The sequence below is a fragment of the Streptomyces roseoviridis genome, from assembly GCF_039535235.1.
Taxonomy (GTDB): domain Bacteria; phylum Actinomycetota; class Actinomycetes; order Streptomycetales; family Streptomycetaceae; genus Streptomyces; species Streptomyces roseoviridis.
The window spans coordinates 865,184-884,897 of the sequence record NZ_BAAAWU010000001.1 but is presented as its reverse complement, the minus strand read 5'-3'; the positions used below and the strand labels follow the sequence as shown (position 1 = coordinate 884,897).

Genomic DNA, 19,714 nt, shown 5'->3' with positions numbered 1-19,714 from the left:
CCGGCGCGGTGCGCGCGCCGCGGCCGGGTGCGCGCCCGGGGCGGCGCGGGTGCCCTGGTGCCGGCCGGGGGCCCTGGCCGCCGCCCGAGCTGGGGCGCCTGGCGCGCGCGGCCGTCCGGCCGTCCGGCCGTCAGGGCCCCCAGCCCCACGGCCTGGGCAGCCCGAGCTGGGGCGCCTGGCGCGCGCGGCCGTCCGGCCGTCCGGCCGTCAGGGCCCCCGGCCCCACGGCCGGGACGCCCGAGCCGGCACCAGCCCCGCCCGGCTGCCCGGCCGACAGAGAGTTCCCGCTCCACGGGCCGGCCCCCCGTACGGACGTCCGGCCACCGGTGGCCGTCCGGCCGACGGCAGCCTCCCGCCACCCGGCCGCACCTGACGCCCTGCCCGCGCTGCGTGCCACGCCCGCCCCCGACGCCACGCCGACAGGACGCGACGCCCGCACCCGTCACCACGCCCGCCCCTGACACCCACGCCCGCACCCGACGCCACGCCCGCCCCTGACGCACGCCCGCACCCGACGCCACGCCGACAGGACGCGACGCCCGCACCCGTCACCACGCCCCGCACCCGTCACCACGCCCGCCCCTGACACCCACGCCCGCACCCGTCACCACGCCCGCACGGATGCGACGCCCCCATCCGCCCGCCCGCAGCCCCCACCGTCCCACCCGCCCGGCCGCCCCCGTGTCGCCGAGTCACCCCGGCGGGAGACCGGACCGCACGGTCCTCCGGCCGGACCCCTACGTGATCCGACCCACCCGTCCCACCACCACCGAGGAGCCCTTCCCGTGACCACCTTCGCCGAGCCGTCCACCACCACCGCGGCCCCCGCTCCCAGTCCCACTGCCGGCCCCACCCCCACCCCCGCCCCCGATCTGCTGTCCCGGCTGCGGGCCGTCGTCGCCGCGCACCCGGGGCGGGCGGCCGTGCACGCCGTGGACGGCAGTCTCGACTTCGCCGCACTGGACCGGCGCACCGCCGGCCTGGCCCGGGCCCTGCGGGCGCGCGGGGTGGGGCGCGGGGACCGGGTCGGGGTGCACCTGGCCCGTACGGTCGACCTGCCGGTCGCGCTGCTCGCCGTCTGGCGGGCCGGTGCCGCGTACGTGCCGCTCGACCCGGCGTACCCGGCCGAGCGGATCGCCTTCGTGGCCGCCGACGCGGGCCTCGCCGCCGTGGTGAGCGCCGACGCGGCGCCGCCCGTACCGGCAGGCGTCCCGGTGCTCCGGCCCGACGCCGCCGCCGACGGGCCGGAGCCCGACGCCACGCCCCACCCGCTCGACTCCGCCTACGTGATCCACACCTCCGGCTCCACCGGCCGCCCCAAGGGCGTCGAGGTCCCGCACGGCGCCGTCGCCGCGCTCGCCGCCGCCCTGGAAACCGGCGGCGCCTACCGCCCCGAGCCCGGGGTCGTCGCCTGGAACGCCAGCGTGTCGTTCGACGCCTCCGTCCAGCAGTGGATCCGGATCTGCCGGGGCGACACCCTGGTGGTGATCGACGACGAGCGGCGGGCCGACCCCGCCCGCCTGGTGCGGCTGCTCGCCGAGCACGGCGTCACCGACCTCGACCTGACCCCCTCGCACTGGCAGCTGCTCCGCGAGCCGCTGACGGGCACCCGGGTGCCGCGGCTGTTCATGGGCGGGGAGCCCGTGCCCGCCCGGACCTGGCGCGAACTGGCCGACGGGGGGATCGACGCGCTCAACCTGTACGGGCCCACCGAGTGCACCGTCGACGCGATCACCGCCCGGATCACCGGACCCGGCCCGCACCTGGGCGAGCCCCTCCACGGCGTCCGCGCCCACCTGCTGGACGACCGGCTCGCCCCCGTGACGGCCGCCGGTGCGGTCGGCGAGCTGTACCTGGCCGGGCCCGGCCTCGCGCACGGCTACCCGGGCCACCCCGGGCTGACCGCGGGCCGGTTCGTCGCGGACCCGTTCGCACCGGAGCCCGGCGCCCGGATGTACCGCACGGGCGACCAGGCCCGCCGCACCGCCGAGGGCCTCCTCGAGTACGTCGGCAGGGTGGACCGCCAGGTCAAACTGCGCGGCTTCCGGATCGAGCTCGGCGAGGTCGAGCACGCGCTCGGTGCCCTCGCCGGGGTCACCGCCGCCGCGGTCACCGTGCACGAGGCCGCTCCCGGCGACCAGCGGCTGGCCGGCTACGTCACCGGCGCGGCCGTCCGTCCCGCCGACTTGCTGGCCGGGCTGCGCCGCATCCTGCCCGCCCACCTGGTGCCGTCCACCGTGACCGTCCTGGACGCCCTGCCGCTCACCCCGAACGGCAAGGTCGACCACCGAGCGCTGCCCGCCCCCGTGGCGGAGGCCGTCGCCCCGGCGCCGGCCCCCACGCCGGTCCGGGCCGCCGAGACCCCCGTACCGGACGCGCCCGGGGGAGTGGACGAGCAGGTCGCCGAGGTCTGGCGCACCGTGCTCGGCGTGCCCGCCGTCCGCCCCGACGACGACTTCCTGTCCCTCGGCGGCCACTCCCTCGCCGCCCTGCGCGTCGTCCACCTGCTGCGCCGCAAGCTGAACGTCGAGCTCCAGCTGCGCCACCTCCTCGACGCCGCCGACCTGGCCGACTTCACCGCCGCCGTACGCCGTGCCGCCGCGGCCGGCCCGGCCGCCGCCCGCCCCGCGCTCACCGCCCGCCGCGAGGCCGTCCGATGACCGTCACCCTCGGCGGCGCGCCCCGCACCCCGGCCCCGCGGACCGCCCGGCCCCGCGTCGAGGGCGACTGGCTCCTCGTCCCCGCGCCCCAGGACCACCGCCCGTTCCGGTTGTTCTGCTTCCCGCACGCCGGCGGCGACGCCACCGCCTACACCCCGCTGGCCCGCGCCCTCGCCCCCGTCGCCGAGGTGTGGGCGCTGCGCCCGCCGGCCCGGGGCGGCCGCAGCCGGCACCCCATGCCGCCCGACTTCGACGCCCTGGCCGGTGCCGTCGCCGAGGCCCTCACCCCGCACCTGACGGGCGGCGCCGGCGGCCGCTTCGGCTTCTACGGGCAGAGCTTCGGCGCCCTCCTGGCCTACGAGGTCGCCCGCGCCCTGCCCGCGGACCTGCGCCCCGCGCTCGTGGTGACGGCCGGCGCGCCGGCCCCGGCCGAGTGGGCCGGGCGCGGGACCAGGGACCTGGACGCCGCGGAACTGCTCCGGCTCACCGGTCTGGAGGAGCTGGTCCGGGCCGATCCGGACCTGGCCGAGCTCGCCCTCGGCGCCATCCGTACCGACCTCGCCGTCAGCGCCACCTACCGGTACCGGCCGCACGCCCCGATCGGCTCCGCGCTCCACGCCCTGGCCGGGGCCGACGACCCGATGCTCGCCACCACCGAACTCACCGGCTGGGCCGCACACACCCGCGGCGCCTTCGGGCACCGCGTCGTGCCCGGCGGCCACCTGCTCGCCACCGTCGGCCGGCCCGGCCCGGCCGACCTCCTGGCCTCCCTCATCACGCCCCTGACCGGCCGCCAGGACCCCGCCCCGTCCCGTACCGACCGCAGCAGCCCCCAGGAGCAGCCATGCTGACCACCACCGCCCCCGCCACGGCCACCACGACCGGCGTCGACCTCACCGACCCGGGCCTGTGGGCCCGGTCCGACACCCCGGCCCTGGTCGACGAACTGCGCAGGCAGGCCCCGGTGCACCTCACCGACACCGTCGACGACGGTCCGGTCTGGTCGGTGCTCACCTACCGCGAGTCGGCCGACGTGCTGCGCAACGCGGCCGTGTTCAGCTCGGAGTCCGGCTCGCTGCTCGGCGCCGGTCAGGGCAACGTGCCCGTCGGATCGGGCCGCATGATGGCCCTCACCGACCCGCCCCGGCACCGCGAACTGCGGGCCCCCGCCAACCCGTTCTTCTCCAAGGGCGGGGTGCGCGGCGCCGCGCGCTCGATCGCCGAACGGGCCGGCGAGCTCTTCGACCGGGCCGTCGAGCAGGGCGAGGTCGACCTCGTCGACGTGGTCTCCGCGCTGCCGCTCGCCGTCATGTGCGACCTCCTCGACGTCCCCGAGAAGGACCGCGACATGGTGGTACGGGTCTGCGACGTGGCCTTCCTCGGCCGCACCCCGGAGGAACGCCGCGCCGGACACCAGCAGTTGATCCCGTACCTGCTGCACCAGGTGATGCTGCGCCGCTCCGACCCGCGCGACGACCTGATCTCCATGATGGCCACGTACAAGGTCGGCGGACGGCTGCTGCCGGTCGAGGACGTGGTGCTCAACCTGGACAACATCGTGGTCGGCGGCGTCCAGACCGTCCGCCACACCGCCGCCATGGGGCTGCACACCCTCGTGCAGCGTCCCGACCTGTGGCGGAAGTTGCAGCGGGGCGAGGTGTCCATGGACTCGGCCGTGGACGAGCTGCTGCGCTGGACCTCGGTCGGCCTGCACACCCTGCGCACCGCCACCCGGGACGTCGAGCTGGGCGGCCGGCACATCCACCGGGGCGACCGGGTCGCCGTCTGGGTGTGGTCCGCCAACCGGGACCCGGAGGCGTTCGAGGCCCCCGAGGAGATCCGGCTCGACCGCTCGCCCAACAAGCACCTCGCGCTCGGCCTCGGCGCCCACTACTGCATCGGCGCGCCGCTGGCGAAGGCGGAGCTGAGCGCGCTGTACACGGCCGCGCTGGAGAAGGCCGCCGTCATCGAGCCCACCGGGCCGGTCCGCCACAACCGCTCGATCATCAACTTCGGCCTGGACCACTTCCCGGTCCGTCTGACCCCCAGGTGACCCCGCCCGGCCCCGCCGCCGCCCCGCCCCCGAGGACCCGCCACCCCACCCCGGGACCTCCGCCGCGCGCCTCGGCGGCCACCGCGCGGCAGCGCCGTAACTGCCGCTCACCTGCCGTCCCTTGTGCCGCTGACGCCCGCCCGGCGCCCCTACCTTCGAATCACACCCCAGAGCACCTCTCACCCAACGGAGACCACCATGAGCAACCCGTTCGAGGACGACAACGCCGGCTACCTGGTGCTGGTCAACGACGAGAACCAGCACTCGCTCTGGCCGGTCTGGATCGACGTGCCGGCCGGCTGGACCACCGTCCACGGCGAGGCCCCGCGCCAGGAGTGCCTCGACTGGATCGAGGCCAACTGGACCGACATCCGCCCCGCGAGCCTGCTCGCCACCCTCGACCAGCGGTGAGCGCCGCCATGCCGACCTGGGAACTGAATCCCGGCCGCCCGGCCCTCGCCCACGCGCCGGCCGGCGCCGGCCTCGCCGAGGCGTGCGCCTGGCTGCGCGAGAACGAGGCCGCGCTGACCGCCGCCCTGCACGAGCACGGCACGATCTTCCTGCGCGGGCTGCCGGTGGCGACCAGCGCGGACGTCGCCGCCGTCCGTGACGTGCTGATCCCCGAGCCCACCCCGTACCGGGAGAAGGCCACCCCCCGCAGCGACTTCGGCGACGGCGTCTACTCGTCCACCGACCTGCCGCCCGCCCAGTCGATCCGGATGCACAACGAGAACAGCTACACCCTGACCTTCCCCGGCCGGCTCCTCTTCGCCTGCCTGACGGCCCCCGAGTCGGGCGGCGCCACGCCGACCGCCGACGTCCGCAAGGTCCTCGCCGCCCTGCCCGACCACCTGGCCCGGCGCGGCCGGTCCTCCGGCTGGACCCTCACCCGGAACTACTCGGACTACGTCTCGCTCGGCTGGCGCACCGCCTTCGGCACCGAGGACCGCGCCGACGTCGAGGCGTACTGCCGGGAGAACGGCATCGCCTGGCAGTGGCAGGCCGACGGCAACCTGCGCACCAGCCAGCTGCGTTCGGCCACCGTGCACCACCCGCACACCGGCGAGGAGGTCTGGTTCAACCACCTGGCCTTCTGGAACGAGTGGTCCCTCGACCCGGACATCCGGGAGGCCATGGTCGACGAGTTCGGAGCCGACGGACTGCCGTTCAACACCGGCTTCGGCGACGGCGAGCCGCTGACCCGGGAGGACGTCGACGCCCTCAACGCGGCCTACGACGCCGCCACCGTCCGCGAGACCTGGCAGGCCGGCGACGTGATGCTGGTCGACAACGTGCTCTGCGCGCACGGCCGCGATCCGTACCGCGGCGACCGGAAGATCGCCGTCGCGATGGGCCGCCCCGTCGACCTCCTGGACTGCCGGCCGACGGTGCGGCCCACCGCCGCCGTCCCCGCCTGAGGCAACCGAACCCATCCACGCCGTGACGTGAGCAGAGGAAGCACCGTGATCCCGGTTTCGTACGCACAACAGCGTCTCTGGCTGATCGACCAGATCGAAGGGCCGACCGCGCTCTACAACCTGCCGTTCGCGGTCCGTCTGCGCGGCACGCTCGACACCGCGGCCCTGCGCGCCGCGACGGCGGACGTGGTCGCCCGGCACGAAGCCCTGCGCACGGTGTTCCCGGTGGTCCAGGGAGTTCCGGTGCAGCGGATCCTGCCGTCCGCGGAGGCGGAGACCGCCTTCGAGACGGTGGACTGCGCACCGGACGACTACCCCGCCCTGCGGGACCGGGCCGCCGCCCGCACCTTCGACCTGAGTGCCGAGACGCCCCTCCGGGTCACGGTCTTCTCGCTCACCCCCGCCGCCCCGCCCGGCTCAGGGCACGCGGCACCGGCCCCCGCCGAGCACGTCCTGCTCCTCGTGCTCCACCACATCGCCGGCGACGGCTGGTCGCTCGGCCCGCTCCTCCGCGACCTCGCCACCGCCTACGCCGCCCGCCTGGACGGCCACGCCCCCGACTGGGAGCCGCTGCCGGTCCAGTACGCCGACTACGCCCTCTGGCAGCGCGAACTGCTCGGCGAGGACACCGACCCCGACAGCCTGATGGCCCGCCAACTCTCCTACTGGAGCGCGACGCTGGCCGGACTGCCGGAGGAGCTGGAGCTTCCGGTGGACCGCCCGCGCCCGCCCGCACCGACCGGCGCCGCCGACGCCGTGTCCTTCGCGTACGGCCCCGCACTGCACGCTGCCCTCGCCGACCTGGCCCGCCGCCACCGCACCACCCTGTTCTCCGTCCTCCAGGCCGGTCTGGCCGCCCTCTTCACGCGGCTCGGCGCCGGCACCGACATCCCCCTCGGCACCGGCGTGGCCGGCCGCTCCGACGAGGCCCTGAACGACCTGGTCGGCTTCTTCGTCAACACCCTCGTGCTGCGCACCGACACCTCCGGCGACCCCTCCTTCGCCACCCTCGTCGGCCGGGTCAGGGAAGCGCAGCTCGACGCCTTCGCCCACCAGGACGTGCCCTTCGAGCGCCTGGTCGAGGAGGTCAACCCGGCCCGCGCCCGCGGCCGCCACCCGCTCTTCCAGACCCTGCTCGTCCTGCAGAACCACGAAGAGGGCGCACTCGGCCTGCCCGGCCTCGACACGGCTCCCGAACCCCTCGGCCTGCGGGTCGCCAAGTTCGACCTCAACATCGGCATCACCGAGCGGCACACCCCCGACGGCACCCCGGCCGGCCTCAGCGGATCCGCCGAGTACGCGGCCGACCTCTACGACGCCGCCACCGTCACCGCCCTCTTCGCGCGCCTCGGCCGGCTCCTCGCCGCCGCGGCCGCCGACCCCGAGGCGCCGATCGGCACCCTCGACATCCTCGCCCCCGAGGAGCACCGGCGCCTGCGCGACGAGTGGAACGCCACCGACGCCCCCGTACCGGCCGGCTCGCTGACGGAGCTGTTCGAGGCCCAGGCCGCCCGCACCCCGGACGCCACCGCCCTCGCCCACGACGGCGGCACCGTCTCCTACGCCGAGCTCGACACCCGCGCCAACCGCCTCGCCCACCACCTGATCGCCTCCGGCGTCGGCCCCGAGTCCCCGGTCGCGCTGCAGATGGAACGCTCCGTCGACCTGGTCGTCGCCACCCTCGCCGTCCTCAAGGCCGGCGGCTGCTACGTCCCCCTGCACGCCGGCCTGCCGCCCGAGCGGATGACCGCACTGCTCGCCGACACCGCCGCGCCCGTCCTGCTCACCGACCGCGCCGACCCCGGCTTCCCGCACACCGCCGTCGTGGTCCGCCCCGGCGACGAGAAGGACGCCCCGGCCCACGCCCCCGCCCTGCCCGTCCACCCCGACCGGCTCGCCTACGTGATGTTCACCTCCGGCTCCACCGGCACCCCCAAGGGCGTCGCCGTCCGCCACCGCGACGTGGTCGACCTCGCCGCCGACCGCCGCTGGCGGGACGGACGGCACGAGCGGATCCTGCTGCACTCCCCGCACGCCTTCGACGCCGCCACCTACGAGCTGTGGACGCCGCTGCTGTCCGGCGGCACCGTCGTCGTCGCCCCGCCCGGCGGCCTGGACGCCGACGCCCTGCACGCCGTCGTCACCCGCCACCGCGTCACCGCCGTCTTCCTCACCAAGGCGCTCTTCGACCTCGTCGCCGAGCAGAACCCGGAGACCTTCCGCACCCTGCGGACCGTCTGCACCGGCGGCGAGGCCGCCTCCGCCACCCTCATGCGCCGCGTCCTCGACCACTGCCCCGACCTGCTCCTCGCGCACGTCTACGGCCCCACCGAGGCCACCACCTTCGCCACCCACCACCCCCTCGACCCGGCCGACCTGACCGGCCCCCGGCCCCCCATCGGCGCCCCCCTCGACAACATGCGCGCCCACGTCCTCGACGCCCGTCTGCGGCCCGTGCCGCCCGGCGTCCCCGGCGAGCTGTACGTGGCCGGGGCGGGCCTCGCCCGCGGCTACTGGCGCAGACCCGCGCTGACCGCCGAGCGGTTCGTCGCCGACCCGTACGCCGCAGGGCAGCGGATGTACCGCACCGGCGACCTCGTCCGCCGCAGGGCCGACGGCGCGATCGAGTTCCTCGGCCGGATCGACGGCCAGGTCAAACTGCGCGGCTTCCGCATCGAGCCCGGTGAGATCGAGGCCGTGCTCTCCCGCCACCCCGCCGTCCGCCAGGTCATCGTGATCCCCCGCGAGGACCGCCCCGGCGACGTCCGGCTCGTCGGCTACTGCGCGGTGCTCGACTCCGTACACCAGGAGAACCCCGGACTCGCCGCCGAACTGAAGCACTTCGCCGCCGCCGTCCTGCCCGGCTACATGGTCCCCGCCGCCGTGGTCGTGCTCCCCGCCCTGCCCCTCAACGCCAACGGCAAGGTCGACCGGCGTGCCCTGCCCGCCCCCGGCCTCGGCGCCGACACCACCGGCCGCGCCCCGCGCGACGAGCGCGAGCGGGCCCTGTGCGCACTGTTCGGCGACATCCTCGGCATCGACGACATCACCATCGACGACGACTTCTTCGAACTCGGCGGCCACTCCCTCCTCGCCACCCGCCTGGTCGGCCGGGCGCGCACCGAGCTCGGTGCCGAACTCGCCATCGCCGACCTCTTCCAGGCCCCGACCGTCGCCGCCCTCGCCGCCCGCCTCGCCACCGACCCGGCACGGCCCGCCCTGCGCCCCGAACCCCGGCCCGAGCGGCTGCCGGTCTCCTTCGCCCAACGCCGCCTGTGGTTCCTCGGCCAGGCCGAGGGCCCCGCCGCCACCTACAACGTCACCCTCGCCCTCCGGCTGACCGGCCCGCTGGACGCCGCCGCCCTGGAAGCCGCGCTCGGTGACGTCGTCGACCGCCACGAGGCCCTGCGCACCGTCTTCGACGAGCACGACGGCGTCCCCCACCAGCGGGTCCTGCCCGCGCCCCCGGCGCCGCTGCTCACCCTCACCGACCGTCCCGTGCAGGAGCTGGCCGGCCACACCTTCGACCTGGCCGCCGACATCCCGCTGCACGCCTACCTGCGCCCCGAGCCGCCCGCCACCCCGCACGGGCCCGACGAGCACGTCCTGCTCCTGGTGATGCACCACATCGCCAGCGACGGCTGGTCGCTGCGGCCCCTCTTCCGCGACCTGGCCGCCGCCTACACCGCCCGGCTCGGCGGCGAACGTCCGGTGTGGGACCCCCTGCCGGTCCAGTACGCCGACTACACCCTCTGGCAGCACCGGCTGCTCGGCACGGACACCGACCCGCAGTCCCCGCTGTCCCGGCAGCTCGCCCACTGGCGCGACGCCTTGGACGGCCTCCCGGACGAACTGCCGCTCCCGCTCGACCGGCCCCGGCCGGCGGTCGCGACCCACCGGGGCGACGTCGTCCCGCTGGACCTGGACCCGGACCTGCACGCCCGCCTCGCCGACCTGGCCGCCGCCCACGGCGTCACCCTCTTCATGGTGCTCCAGGCCGCCTACGCCGCCCTGCTGCACCGCTTCGGCGCCGGCGACGACCTGCCGATCGGCACCCCGCTGGCCGGCCGCCTCGACCCGGCCCTCGACGAACTCGTCGGCTTCTTCGCCAACACCCTGGTGCTGCGGACCGACCTCACCGGCCGCCCCACCTTCGCCGAGCTCCTCGCCCGGGTGCGGGAGGCCGACCTGGCCGCGTACGCCCACCAGGACGTGCCGTTCGAGCGGATCGTCGAGGAGCTCAACCCCGCCCGCACGCTGGCCCGGCACCCGCTGTTCCAGGTGATGATCGCCTTCGACAACACGGCCGGCGGCGGCCCCGGGTTCCCCGGCACCCGCACCGCCTACGAGCCGCTCGGCCTGCCCACCACCGCCTTCGACCTCACCCTCAACCTCTCCGAGCGCCACCACCCCGACGGCACCCCGGCCGGCATCGAGGGCGGCCTGGAGTTCGCCACCGACCTGTTCGACCGGTCCACCGCCGAACGGCTCGCCGACGCCCTGCCCCACCTGCTCGCCCAGGCCGCCGACGACCCGCACCGCCCGGTCGCCGAGCTCGATGTCCTGGGCGCGGCCGGCCACGCCGCACTGGCCGAGTGGAACGCCACCGACCGCCCGGGCCCCTGCCCGCTCGTCCCGGCTGCCTTCGCCGCCCAGGTGGCCGCGAGTCCGGAGGAGACCGCTCTGGTCTTCGGCGGGACGCGGCTGACCTATGGCGAGCTGGAGGCGCGTGCGAACCGGTTGGCCCATGGTCTGGTGGCCTCGGGTGTGGGGGCGGAGGACGTGGTGGCGCTGGCGCTGCCGCGCTCGGTGGAGTCGGTGGTCGCGGTGTTCGCGGTGCTGAAGGCGGGGGCGGCGTTCCTGCCGCTGGACGCCGAGTATCCGCGGGAGCGGACCGCCCACATGCTCGCCGACGCCCGTCCGGCGGCCGTGCTGACGACGGCCGGGTGGCCGTTGCCGGAGGTCCTGGAGGGGCTGACCGTGCTGGACGCGGGGGAGGAGACCTGGTCGGGGCAGCCCGCCGTGGCGCCGCCCGTACGGATCGATCCCTCGCACGCCGCGTACGTGATCTACACCTCCGGTTCCACCGGCCGCCCCAAGGGCGTCGTCGTCAGCCACGGCGCACTCGCCGACCTCCTCGCCTTCCACCGTGACGAGACCCTCGCCGCCGCCCGGAAGGCCCACCCGGGGCGCAGGTTCCGGTTCGCCCAGACCGCCTCGCTCTCCTTCGACACGGCCCTCGAATCCCTGCTGTGGATGGTCGCGGGCCAGGAACTCCACCTGCTCGACGACGACGTCCGCCGCGACGCCGCCGCCCTCGTCCGCCACGCCGAGCACACCGGCGCCGATGTCCTCGACGTCACCCCCGGCCAGGCCGAGCGGCTGGTCGAGGAGGGTCTGCTCGACCGCTGCCCGCCCGCCCTCCTGATGGTCGGCGGCGAGGCCCTGGGCCAGAGCCTCTGGACGACCCTCGGCGCCGCCCCCGACACCGTCGTGCTCAACATGTACGGCCCCACCGAGTGCACCGTCGACGCGCTGTACCACCGGCTGGCCGGCGACCCGCGCCCGCTCATCGGCCGTCCGCTGCCCAACCTGCGCGCCCACGTCCTCGACACCGGCCTGCGGCCGGTACCGCCCGGCGTCCCCGGCGAGCTGTACCTCAGCGGCGCCGGCCTGGCCCGCGGCTACCTCGGCCGCCCCGCGCTGACCGCCGAGCGCTTCGTCGCCGACCCGTACGCCGCGGGGCAGCGGATGTACCGCACCGGCGACCTGGTCCGACGGCGCGCCGACGGCCGGATCGAATACCTGGGCCGCACCGACCACCAGGTGAAGGTGCGCGGCTTCCGCATCGAGCCCGGCGAGATCGAGGCCGTCCTGGCCGCCCACCCCGACGTGCTCCAGGCCGCCGTGCTGCCCCACACCGACGCCACGGACGGCGCGGCCGGCACCCGGCTCGTCGCCTACCTCGTCGCGCACACCCCGCTCGACCCGGCCGCGCTGCGCGCCCACACCGCCGCCGTCCTGCCCGACTACATGGTCCCCGCGGCCTTCGTGCCCCTCGACGCGCTGCCGCTCACCGCCAACGGCAAGCTCGACCGGTCCGCGCTGCCCGCCCCCGACTTCGCGGCGAGCGGCGGCACCGGCCGGGCCGCCCGCAGCGCGCACGAGGAGATCCTGTGCGCCCTGTTCGGCGAGGTGCTCGGCGCGACCGGCCCGGTCTCGGCCGACGACGACTTCTTCGCCCTCGGCGGCCACTCGCTCCTCGCCACCCGGCTGCTCAGCCGGGTCCGCGCCACCCTCGGCACCGAACTCGGCATCCGGGACGTCTTCGAGGCGCCGACCGCCGCCGGCCTGGCCCAGCGCCTCGACGGGGCCCGCACCCGCCTCGCCCTGACCGCAGGAGAGCGGCCGGAAAGACTGCCGCTCTCCTCCGCGCAGCAGCGGCTCTGGCTCATCGACCGCATGGAAGGGCCGAGCGCCCTCTACAACATGCCCCTCGCCCTGCGCCTCACCGGCCCGCTCGATCCGGACGCCCTCGCACTCGCCCTCGCCGACCTCGCCGTACGGCACGAGATCCTGCGCACCGTCATCGAAGAGCACGACGGCGAACCCCACCAGGTGATCCTCGCCCCCACCGACGCCGCACCGCCCGTCGAACACCGCGACTGCGCCCCCGAGGCCGTGGACGCCGAGGTCGACCGGGCCGCCCGCCGCCCCTTCGACCTGGCCGCCGAACCGCCCGTACGGGTCACCCTGCTCCGGGTCGCCCCCGAGGACCACGTCCTCGTCGTCGCCCTGCACCACATCGCCGGCGACGGCTGGTCGATGGGCCCGCTCCTGCGCGACCTGGCCGCCGCCTACGCAGCCCGACGCGACGGCACGGCCCCCGACTGGCAGCCGCTGCCCGTCCAGTACGCCGACTACGCCCTCTGGCAGCGCGCGCTGCTCGGCGACGAGTACGACGAGGAGAGCCTGGTGTCGCGCCAGCTCGCCTACTGGCGCGACACCCTCGCCGGCCTCCCCGAGGAGCTCACGCTCCCCGTCGACCGGCCGCGCGGAGCCCGGGCCGACCACCGGGGCGACCGCGTCGCCCTGCCCATCGGACCCGAACTGCACCGCTCGCTCCTGGAGTTGAGCCGGGAGAACCGGGTCACCCTGTTCATGACCTTCCAGGCGGCCCTCGCCGCGCTGCTCACCCGGCTCGGCGCCGGCACCGACATCCCGATCGGCTCCGTGGTCGCCGGCCGCTCGGACGAGGCCCTGGACGACCTGGTCGGCTTCTTCGTCAACACCCTGGTGCTGCGCACCGACACCTCCGGCGACCCGACCTTCGCCGAGCTCCTCGCCCGGGTGCGGGAGACCGGCCTCGGGGCCTACGCCCACCAGGACGTGCCCTTCGAGCGGATCGTCGAGGAGCTCAACCCGGCCCGCTCGCTCGCCCGCCACCCGCTCTTCCAGGTGGCGATGGTCCTCCAGTCCAACGCCGCCGCCGACCAGGCGCCGGCCGGACTGCGCGCGGAGGCGCTCCCGGCGGACACCGGCGTCGCCAAGTTCGACCTCAACGTGACGCTGGAGGAGTTCTTCGACCCGGACGGCACCCCCGCCGGCCTGGACTGCGCGATCGACTTCGCCACCGACCTGTTCGACCGGGAGACCGTCACGTCCCTCGCCGCCCGCTTCGGCCGGCTGCTCACCGCGGTGACGGCCCGGCCCGACCAGCGGATCGGCCGCGCCGCACTGCTGGCCGACGACGAGCGCGCCGCACTCCTCGGCGGCCACCGCCCCCTGCCCGCCGAACGACCGCTCGTCCCGGCTGCCTTCGCCGCCCAGGTGGCCGCGAGCCCGGAGGAGACCGCTCTGGTCTTCGGCGGGACCCGGCTGACCTATGGCGAGCTGGAGGCGAGGGCGAACCGGTTGGCCCATGGTCTGGTGGCCTCGGGTGTGGGGGCGGAGGACGTGGTGGCGCTGGCGCTGCCGCGCTCGGTGGAGTCGGTGGTCGCGGTGCTGGCGGTGCTGAAGGCGGGGGCGGCGTTCCTGCCGCTGGACGCCGAGTATCCGCGGGAGCGGACCGCCCACATGCTCGCCGACGCCCGTCCGGCGGCCGTGCTCACGACGGCCGGGTGGCCGTTGCGGGAGGTCCTGGAGGGGCTGACCGTGCTGGACGCGGGGGAGGAGACCTGGTCGGGGCAGCCCGCCGTGGCGCCGGCCGTACGGATCGACCCTTCGCACGCCGCGTACGTGATCTACACGTCCGGTTCCACCGGACGCCCCAAGGGCGTCGTCGTCAGCCACGGCTCGATCGCCGGTCTCCTCGCCGCCCACCGGGCGGAGACCTTCGCCGGGCCCACCCGGGCACACGGCCGGATGCGGGCCGCGCTGACCGCCTCGCTCTGCTTCGACGCCTCCTGGAACAGCCTGCTGTGGATGGTCGCCGGACACGAACTGCACCTCATCGGCGACGACCTCCGCCGCGACCCCGCCGCCCTGGTCCGGCACCTCCGTACGGCCGGCGTCGACGCCGTCCAGTTCACCCCCACCTACGCCGAACAGCTCATCGAGGAGGGCCTGTTGGACGAGCCCGCGCCCCGGGTCGTCCTGCTCGGCGGCGAGGCGGTCGGCCCGTCCCTGTGGACCCGGCTGCGCGAGGCCCCCGCCACCACCGGCCACAACCTCTACGGCCCCACCGAGTGCACCGTCGACACCCTGCTCCAGGCGTACGAGGACGCGGAACGCCCCACCCTGGGCCGCACCGTGCTCGGCACCCGCGCCTACGTCCTGGACGAACACCTCAACCCCGCGCCCGCCGGGGTGCCCGGCGAGCTGTACCTCGGCGGCGCCGGTCTGGCCCGCGGCTACCTCGGCCGCCCCGCCCTGACCGCCGAGCGCTTCGTCGCCGATCCGTACGCCGCAGGGCAGCGGATGTACCGCACCGGCGACCTCGTCCGGCGCACCCGCGACGGCCGGATCGACTACCTGGGCCGCACCGACCACCAGGTCAAGATCCGCGGCTTCCGCATCGAGCCCGCCGAGATCGAGGCCGTCCTCGCCGCCCACCCGGCCGTCCACCAGGCCGTCGTCACCCCCGACGGCGACCGCCGGCTGGTCGCCCACTGCGCGGTCGCCGCCCCCGGCACCGAACTCGCCCTGGAGCTGCGGCGGTTCGTGGCGGACGCCCTGCCCGCCCACATGGTGCCCTCGGCGGTCGTCACCCTCGACGCCCTGCCGCTGACCGGCAGCGGCAAGGTCGACCGGCGCGCCCTTCCCGCCCCCGACTTCCAGCTGTTCACCGGCGGCCGGGCCGCCCGCACGGCACGCGAGGAACTCCTCTGCGGCCTCTTCTGCGACGTGCTCGGCGTGACCGGGCCGGTCTCGGCCGACGACGACTTCTTCGCCCTCGGCGGGCACTCCCTGCTCGCCATGAAGCTGGTCAGCCGGGTCCGCACGGTCCTCACCGCCGAGATCGGCGTCCGGGACGTCTTCGAAGCCCCGACGGTGGCCGGCCTCGCCCGGCGCCTCGACCGCGCCGGGACCGACGGCACCGGGACCCGCCCCGCGCTCACGGCCGGCGAGCGGCCGGACACCCTTCCGCTCTCCTTCGCCCAGCGGCGGCTCTGGCTCATCGACCGCATGGAAGGGCCGAGCGCCCTCTACAACCTCCCGCTCGCCCTGCGCCTCACCGGCCCGCTCGAGCCGGACGCCCTCGCACTCGCCCTCGCCGACCTCGCCGTACGCCACGAGGTCCTGCGCACCGTCATCGAAGAGCACGACGGCGAACCCCGGCAGCGGATCGTCCCGCCCGCCGAGGCCCGCATCCCCCTCGACCGGCGCACCACCCCGCCCGCCGACCCGGCGGCCGCCCTGGCCGAGTGCGCCGCCCGCCCCTTCGACCTGGCCGCCGAACTCCCGCTGCGGGCCCACCTGCTGCCCCTGCCGGACGCCGACGGCGCCGACCGGCACCTGCTCGTCCTCGTCCTGCACCACATCGCCGGCGACGGCTGGTCCATGGACCCGCTCCTGCGCGACCTGGCCGCCGCCTACGCAGCCCGACGCGACGGCCAGGCACCCGACTGGCAGCCGCTGCCCGTGCAGTACGCCGACTACGCCCTCTGGCAGCGCGCGCTGCTCGGCGACGAGGACGACGAGCAGAGCCTCGCCTCCCGGCAGCTCGCCCACTGGCGCACCGCGCTGGCCGGCCTCCCCGAGGAGCTCTCGCTCCCGCTGGACCGCCCCCGTCGCGCCGACAGCGGACACCACGGCGACCGGGTCGTCGTCCCGCTCGGCGCCGCACTGCACCGCGCGCTCGTCGAGCTCTCCCGCGAGCACCGCGTCACGATGTTCATGACCCTGCAGGCCGGCCTCGCCGCGCTGCTCACCCGGCTCGGCGCCGGCACCGACATCCCGGTCGGCTCCGTGGTCGCCGGGCGCTCGGACGAGGCCCTGGACGACCTGGTCGGCTTCTTCGTCAACACCCTGGTGCTGCGCACCGACACCTCCGGCGACCCCAGCTTCACCGACCTGCTCCACCGGGTCCGGGAGACCCAGCTCGACGCCCACGCGCACCAGGACGTGCCCTTCGAGCGGATCGTCGAGGAGCTCAACCCCGCCCGCTCGCTCGCCCGCCACCCGCTCTTCCAGGTGATGCTGCTGCTCCAGGGCGTCGGCCGGAGCGGTGGCCGGGACGGCGGGCCGGGCGCTCCCGGCGAGGCACCGCTCGACCTGGCGGGCCTGCCCGCCACCGTCGAGCCGATCGGCGGACACGTCGCCAAGTTCGACCTCTCCATCGCCATGGGCGAGTCCTTCGACACCGACGGGGCGCCCGCCGGCCTCGAATGCGCCATCGACTTCGCCACCGACCTCTTCGACCGCGAGACCGTCGAGTCCCTCGCGGTCCGCCTGGGCCGCCTGCTGGCGGCCGCCGCCACCCGACCCGACCGCCCCATCGGCCGGATCGACCTCCTCTCCGCCGACGAGCACGCCGAACTCACCCGAGGCGCCGACCCGTTGCCCGACGACGTGCCCCTGCTGCCCGCCGCCTTCGAGGCCCGGGCGGCCCGCACCCCCGACGCGACCGCCCTGGTCGCCGGGGCGACCCGGCTCACCTGGGCCGAGCTGAACGACCGGGCCAACCGCCTCGCGCACCGCCTCACTGCCGCGGGCGCCGGGCCCGAGTCGGTCATCGCCCTCGCCCTGCCCCGCTCCGCCGAGAGCGTGATCGCCCTGCTCGCCGTGCTCAAGGCGGGCGCCGCCTCCCTCCCGCTCGACGCGGAGCACCCGGTCGACCGGACCGCCGCCATGCTGGCCGACGCCGCCCCCACGCTCGTCGTGACCGCCGACGGCTGGCCGCGACCCGAACTCCTCACGGACCTGCCCGTCCTCTCCGCCACCCCGGAGTACGAGGACAGCGGCCCCGGCGCCGGGAATCCGCCGCCCCGCGCCACCGCCGGCGACGCCGCGTACGTGATCTACACCTCCGGCTCCACCGGCCGCCCCAAGGGCGTCGTCGTCAGCCACGGTTCGATCGCCGCCCTCCTCGCCTCCCACCGCTCCCCGAGCGGCCCCATCGGCGCCACCGAGCTCGAGCACGGCAACCGCCCGCAGAGCGTCGCGCTCACCGCCTCGCTCTGCTTCGACGCCTCCTGGGACGGACTGCTCTGGCTGATCGCCGGCCATGAACTGCACCTCATCGGCGACGAGGTCCGCCGCGACGCCGCCGCACTCGTCCGGCACGTCCGGCAGGAAGGCGTCGACGTCCTGGAGGTCACCCCCTCGTACGCCGAACAGCTCATCGAGGAGGGCCTGCTGGAGGAGCCCGCGCCCCGGGTCGTCCTGCTCGGCGGCGAGGCGGTCGGCCCGTCCCTGTGGACCCGGCTGCGCGAGGCCCCCGCCACCACCGGCCACAACCTCTACGGCCCCACCGAGGCCACCGTCGACGCGCTGACCCGGCCGTTCACCGCCGGGGACCGCCCGGCCCTCGGCCGCACCGTGCTCGGCACCCGCGCCTACGTCCTGGACGAACACCTCAACCCCGTCCCGCCCGGCGTTCCCGGCGAGCTGTACCTCGCCGGGGCCGGCCTGGCCCGCGGCTACCTCGGCCGCCCCGCCCTGACCGCCGAGCGCTTCGTCGCCGACCCGTACGCCACGGGGCAGCGGATGTACCGCACCGGCGACCTGGTCCGGCGCACCCGCGACGGCCGGATCGACTACCTGGGCCGCACCGACCAGCAGGTCAAGATCCGCGGCTTCCGGATCGAACCCGGCGAGATCGAGCACGTCCTCACCCGCCACCCGCGGGTCCTCGCCGCCACCGTGACGGCCCACGAGGACGAGGGCGGCACCGCCGGTCCCCGGCTCGTGGCCCACGTCGTGGCGGACGGCCCGCTCGACCCGGCCGAACTGCGCGCCTTCGCGGCCGAGTCGCTGCCCGGCTACATGGTCCCGGCCGCCGTCGTCCCGCTCGACGCGCTGCCCCTGACCCCCAGCGGCAAGGTCGACCGGCGCGCCCTCCCCGCCCCCGACTTCCTCTCCGCACCCGCCGGCCGCGCCCCTGGGACGTCCCACGAGGAACTGCTCTGCGGCCTCTTCGCCGAGGTCCTCGGCCTCCCCGGCCCGGTCTCCGTCGACGACGGCTTCTTCGACCTCGGCGGGCACTCCCTCCTCGCGATGAAGCTGCTCGGCCGCATCCGCACCGCGCTCGGCGCCGACCTCGGCATGCGGGCGCTCTTCGAAGCCCCGACCGTGGCGGCCCTGGCCCGGCGCCTCACCCCCCACCCGGGCACGCCGGACGGCGCTCCCGGCCTCACCGGCCCCGCCGGTGCCCCCGGCACCTCCAGCGCCCTCGACGTGCTGCTCCCGCTGCGCCCCGGCGGCACCAAGGCCCCGCTGTTCTGCGTCCACCCCGCCGCCGGCATCAGCTGGGTCTACTCCGGCCTGCTGCGCCACCTCGACCCGGACCGCCCGGTCCACGGCCTCCAGGCACGCGGCCTGCTCGGCGGCTCCCCGTCCTCCGTCACCGAGATCGCCGACGACTACGTACGCCAGATCCGCGCCGTCCAGCCCGAAGGGCCGTACCACCTGCTCGGCTGGTCCTTCGGCGCGGTCGTCGCCCAGGCGATGGCCGTCGCCCTCCAGACGGCGGGTCAGGAGGTCGCCCTGCTGGCACTCCTCGACGGCCTGCCCGCCGACCCGGCCCGCCACGCCGCCGCCGGCGGCCCGCCCTCCGACGACCCCGTCGACACCCTCGCCGAACTGCTCGCCTCCCTCGGCCACGACCCGGCCGACGGACAGGGACCGGCCGCCCTCACCGCCCTCCTCGGCGAAGCGGCCGGCGTCCTGCCCGACGTCTTCGACCAGCACCGCAAGCTGATGGCCGAGCACGCACCCGACCGCTACCGCGGCGACGCCGTCTTCTTCGGCGCCACCCTCGACAAGCCCGGCGACTGGCCCCACGGGGCGGCCTGGCGCCCGTACGTCGACGGGCTCGTCGAGGAGCACCGCATCCCCTGCACGCACGGCGCCATGACGCGGCCGGAGCCGATCGCCCGGATCGCCGCCGTGCTGGCCGAGAAGCTTGGAGAGTGACCCGC

Annotated in this window: 5 protein-coding genes and 1 pseudogene; all 6 read left to right on the top strand. The window is 76.2% G+C overall.

What is annotated here, in order from left to right; all coding sequences use genetic code 11:
* Positions 1-785: 785 nt before the first annotated feature.
* Positions 786-2,660 carry a non-ribosomal peptide synthetase gene (locus ABD954_RS03865; protein WP_345484322.1) on the top strand — a complete coding sequence of 625 codons (1,875 nt, stop codon included), beginning with the start codon at positions 786-788 and terminating at the stop codon, positions 2,658-2,660.
* Positions 2,657-3,511: a thioesterase II family protein gene (locus ABD954_RS03860; RefSeq protein WP_345484321.1), complete on the top strand. Its 855-nt coding sequence runs from the start codon at positions 2,657-2,659 to the stop codon at positions 3,509-3,511. Before ABD954_RS03865 ends, ABD954_RS03860 begins: the two co-directional genes overlap by 4 nt.
* Positions 3,505-4,713, top strand: a complete 1,209-nt coding sequence (locus ABD954_RS03855; protein ID WP_345484320.1) for a cytochrome P450 — start codon at positions 3,505-3,507, stop codon at positions 4,711-4,713. The genes ABD954_RS03860 and ABD954_RS03855 overlap by 7 nt, the downstream gene beginning before the upstream one ends.
* Before the next feature lie 198 nt (positions 4,714-4,911).
* Positions 4,912-5,124, top strand: a complete 213-nt coding sequence (locus ABD954_RS03850) for an MbtH family protein (protein ID WP_128984835.1) — start codon at positions 4,912-4,914, stop codon at positions 5,122-5,124.
* Positions 5,125-5,132: 8 nt separating this feature from the next.
* Positions 5,133-6,131: a TauD/TfdA family dioxygenase gene (locus tag ABD954_RS03845; RefSeq protein WP_345484319.1), complete on the top strand. Its 999-nt coding sequence runs from the start codon at positions 5,133-5,135 to the stop codon at positions 6,129-6,131.
* Positions 6,132-6,176: 45 nt separating this feature from the next.
* Positions 6,177-19,709 (top strand): annotated as a pseudogene (locus tag ABD954_RS03840) (non-ribosomal peptide synthetase); the annotation flags it as partial.
* Positions 19,710-19,714 lie beyond the last annotated feature (5 nt).

Bases quoted from the DNA above. Each gene is read 5' to 3' on its own strand.
- ABD954_RS03860 (WP_345484321.1), top strand. From the start codon at position 2,657: ATGACCGTCACCCTCGGCGGCGCGCCCCGCACCCCGGCCCCGCGGACC.
- ABD954_RS03855 (WP_345484320.1), top strand. From the start codon at position 3,505: ATGCTGACCACCACCGCCCCCGCCACGGCCACCACGACCGGCGTCGAC.
- ABD954_RS03850 (WP_128984835.1), top strand. From the start codon at position 4,912: ATGAGCAACCCGTTCGAGGACGACAACGCCGGCTACCTGGTGCTGGTC.
- ABD954_RS03845 (WP_345484319.1), top strand. From the start codon at position 5,133: ATGCCGACCTGGGAACTGAATCCCGGCCGCCCGGCCCTCGCCCACGCG.